The following is a 3,619-nucleotide window of genomic DNA, read 5'->3' on the forward strand; positions in this document are numbered from 1 at the left end:
GCCCGAGGTCGCATCGGCCGGAACCGGCGCATCCGCAGAACCGGGCACGGGAGCCGTCGATGCAGCAGCGGGCGCCCGCGTCGGAGCAGGAGCAGGAGCCGGAGCCGGTGCCGGATTGGATCGCTGAATCTCGACGATCGGGCCCGCCGTGCTGCGGTTTGATGGAATCCGGACCTGCGGTGTGGCGATCGGCTGCTCTTCCTGGGCCTGCGCCGGCATCGCAGCTGCCACAAGCAGCGTGGCCGAGCAGGCGGTGGTCAGAAGTCGGGAAAGGTTCATGGCTTGCTGGCTCCAGCAGGTGCGGGCGCAGCCACTGCGGCCGGAGCCGGCGGCAACTGCGCTTCGATTTCGCGAATCCAGGCGGTGACGATCAGCTTGTCGCCACCGGCAAGGCGCTGGTACTCGCGGTAGTGGTTCAGCGCCTCCTGCGGACGGCGCAGATAGAGATCATTCAGCAATCCGAGATTCAGATGTGACGCGGCGAGGCCCGGTTTGAGACTCAGCGCTTTCTGATAAGCCGTTTCGGCTTTCTGATAGTCCTTGTTCTCGCGATACAAGGTGCCCAGCCAGTTCCAGGCCGTCGCGTTGTCCGCGTTCAGTCGGGTAGCCTTCTCGAAGTTATCGATGGCGAGTGTCGGCTGGTTGGACTTGGCCTGCAGGATTGCCAGATCGGTGAATGGTCCGGAGAAGTTCGGGAAATCACGCGCCAGAGTCAGGAAAGCGTCACGCGCTTCCTTGGTCTTGCGTGCCTTCATCAGCTTCAGCGCTTCGTCGAAACGCGCTTGAGGATCACCCTTGTCGGCGGTCTTCTTGGCGTCCGCTGTGGCTTCCGGCTCCGGCTTGTTTACGACGGCAGGTGCCGTCCGCTTCGGCTGGGAGCCGCAACCGGCCGCCAGCAGGGCGACCATTGCGAGACCGAGCCAGCGGGAAGCGCGCGGCATGCTCATGGGCTCAGCGCAGAGTGTCATAGGAGTCCTCGCGGATTTCGCGCTTGCCGTACTTCGCTGGAGCCAGTTCGCCGAGTGCCTTGACGCTCTTGGCGATCGACGCATTCCACAGGTTCTGGCTGATACGTTTCAAATTGGCTTCGTGGGCTTCGATGGCTTTCTGAACGAATGGATCAGCCTGTTCTTCCAGCAGCAGGCTGTACTGTTCGAGCTCGTCCGCCTTCAGGTTCTTCGGCCGTTCGGATTCAAGCAGGGCACGGCTGAAATCGCGATAGACCACACCGAGCTCGTAGGTCGCGGCTGTCGTCGTGTCGGCAAAGCCGTAGGCTGCCGAGCGATTCAGCGCCTGGACGGCGGCTTCGGTTGCGTTTTTGCGGACCAGCAGGCTCTTTTCGACCGGCAGGGTCAGCTTGATGTTGCGAGCATCCTGCGCAGCCGACATCGCCAGTTCCAGACTGGCCTGGGCAGCCACCAGCTTGCTGGCGTCGGTACGCCCGGCGCCTGCGCCGGCATCGGCCTTGACCAGTTCGTTGAGCCAGTACAAGTAACGTCCCTTGTCGTTCGCGGCCAGCGACAGATCGGCGAGGCGACGGCGACCAATGGAGCTGCGCTCGACGGGCTGCGTGAAGTTGCTGACGTAATACTCATAGGCCTTGCCAGCTGGCGCGGCCATCTTCGCTTCGTCGTACAGGGTTGCGGCCAGCCAGGCCGATTCGCGACGGGTCTCCGGCGTTTCGGTCGTGCGCTGGGAAATGCGCGCGAAGGTGGCGGCAGCTGCAGCCGGCTTGCCGTCCTTCTGGTAAGTCGCCGCGAGCTTCTTGTCGACGTCCGAAACCAGCGGGTTGGTCGGATAGCGGGTGCGGAAACCTTCCAGAGTCATCGCCGCTTTTTGCCAGTCTTCAAGCGACAGATAGGCGCTGGCGGCGTCGTAATCGGCATTCGGACGGATGGCGGCATCCGGCACCGTTGCGCCAACCCGCAGGAAGGCATCGGCTGCCGCACGCAGATTGCCTGCGGTGCGTGCTGCTTCGCCCTGCTTGTAGATCGATGCTGCGAGCTGATCGGCGACAACCTTGCGCTCTGGCGCGCTCGGCGCCAGCAAAGTCAGCAGGTTGCCGTAGGCGGCTTCAGCCTCCGGATAACGAGCCTGGGCAAAGCGGGCGTCAGCGACCACACCGAGCACGATGCGGCGCTGATCAGGCGTGGCAGCCGGCGTGTGTGCGATCAGCCGTTCGGCAACCTTGACTGCTTCGTCAAGCGCCTTGATCTCGAACAGATCCTGCGCGGCGCGGGTGACGACGACAGTCCACTGCGGATGCGCAGGGAAGCTGTCTGCCAGCTTCAAGCTGGCGTCGATCGACTGCCGCAGCGCGGCCGGCCGTTCTGCAACTGGCACTTCCTTGACCAGACGCTGCCAGGCCTGCACAGCCGCATACGCTGCTTCGGAAGCCTTCGGATGATCGCCGTAGCTGTAGGCAGTCTTCAGATACTGGTTCGCGGCATCTGCCGTGCGGCCGCCATCGAACAGGGAATCGGCATAGAGCAGATTCACTTCGGCAATCTTCGGATCGGACGGGAAGTTGCTCAAAATCTTCTGATACCAGCCGGCCGCAGCGATGAAGTCCTTGGTGGCTTCAGCGGCACGCCCAGCCTGCTGGCTAGCCTGGGCACGGGCCTGATAGTGACGGCCCAGATCCTCGAAGCTCGTGCGGACTACGGTCAGCACTTCAGGCGTTGGCTGACGGCCGGCCCAGTACGGCGCGCCTGGCTCGTAAGCGGTGACGTAACGTTCCTTCTCGCGGACGACGAGGTCGTTGAAGCCACCGTCCTTGTAGGCAGCGATGACGCGGCTCTGGAACTTCGGCGCGCTGGGGTGGCTCGGGTAACGGCTGATGAACGCGGCGTAGCTGATCGCAGCGTCGCTGTAGCGGCGCTTTTCGATGAACAGATCGCCGAGCGCGTTGTAGACCAGCGGATAGAAGCGCGGCTCGCCGCCGCCGGGCACCTTGGCGCTGCGGGTGAAGTAATCGTTGATCGCGTTGCCGCCGCCGAGGGCGGCGAAGGCGAGGCTCGATACGCGCAGGCTCGATGACGCGAATTCGGCCTTGTCCTTGCCGACGGCTTTCAGCGCGGCATCCGGATCTTCCAGTTCACCCGCTGGCAGCTCGCGATTGAGGATCGTGAAGAACACCGGCAGACAGGCGTCGTACTTGTTTTCCTTGAACAAGGTCCAGCCGTACTTGTACTGGGCCGATTCGAAGAAGGTGGTCGTGGTGCCAAGGCCGAGCACGAACTGGTAATCCCGTTCGGCTTCGTCGTAGCGGCCGAGGCCGTAGAGAATTTCCGCACTACGGAAGCGCGCGTCGCCGATCAAGTTCGAAGTCGGATACAGCTCGCCGAGGCGACGCAGCGTCGCGATCGCTTCTTCAATCTGGTTGTTGTTCTGATAGGCGCGCGCAAGCTGATACAGCAGCCGATCGTTATTGCGATCGTTCGGACGCTCGGCCAGCAGCATCTTGTAGACGGTGATCGATTTGCCGATCGCGACAGGATCGGAATTGCCCTTGCTGTCCTCGACCTGGAGTTGAAGATCGGCGAGTCGGCGCATGGCCTCGACGCGGGTATCGTCATCCGGCTTCAGCTTCAGCAGTTCGCGATAGTTCTCCAGCGCC

The 3,619-nt window shown here is 63.1% G+C and carries 2 protein-coding genes and 1 pseudogene; all 3 read right to left on the reverse strand.

What is annotated here, in order from left to right; translation table 11 throughout:
* Positions 1 to 279, reverse strand: a pseudogene (locus QZY06_RS00430) (hypothetical protein); the annotation flags it as partial.
* A complete protein-coding gene (locus QZY06_RS00435; protein WP_295678742.1) occupies positions 276 to 947 on the reverse strand; it encodes a tetratricopeptide repeat protein in 672 nt (223 codons plus the stop codon). The gene QZY06_RS00435 and the pseudogene QZY06_RS00430, both read right to left, overlap by 4 nt.
* 4 nt (positions 948 to 951) lie before the next feature.
* Positions 952 to 3,619 (reverse strand): tetratricopeptide repeat protein (locus tag QZY06_RS00440; protein WP_295678744.1); only part of this gene is annotated, 2,668 nt, incomplete at its 5' end.

It is taken from the genome of uncultured Nevskia sp. (genome assembly GCF_903885465.1).
Taxonomy (GTDB): Bacteria; Pseudomonadota; Gammaproteobacteria; order Nevskiales; family Nevskiaceae; genus Nevskia.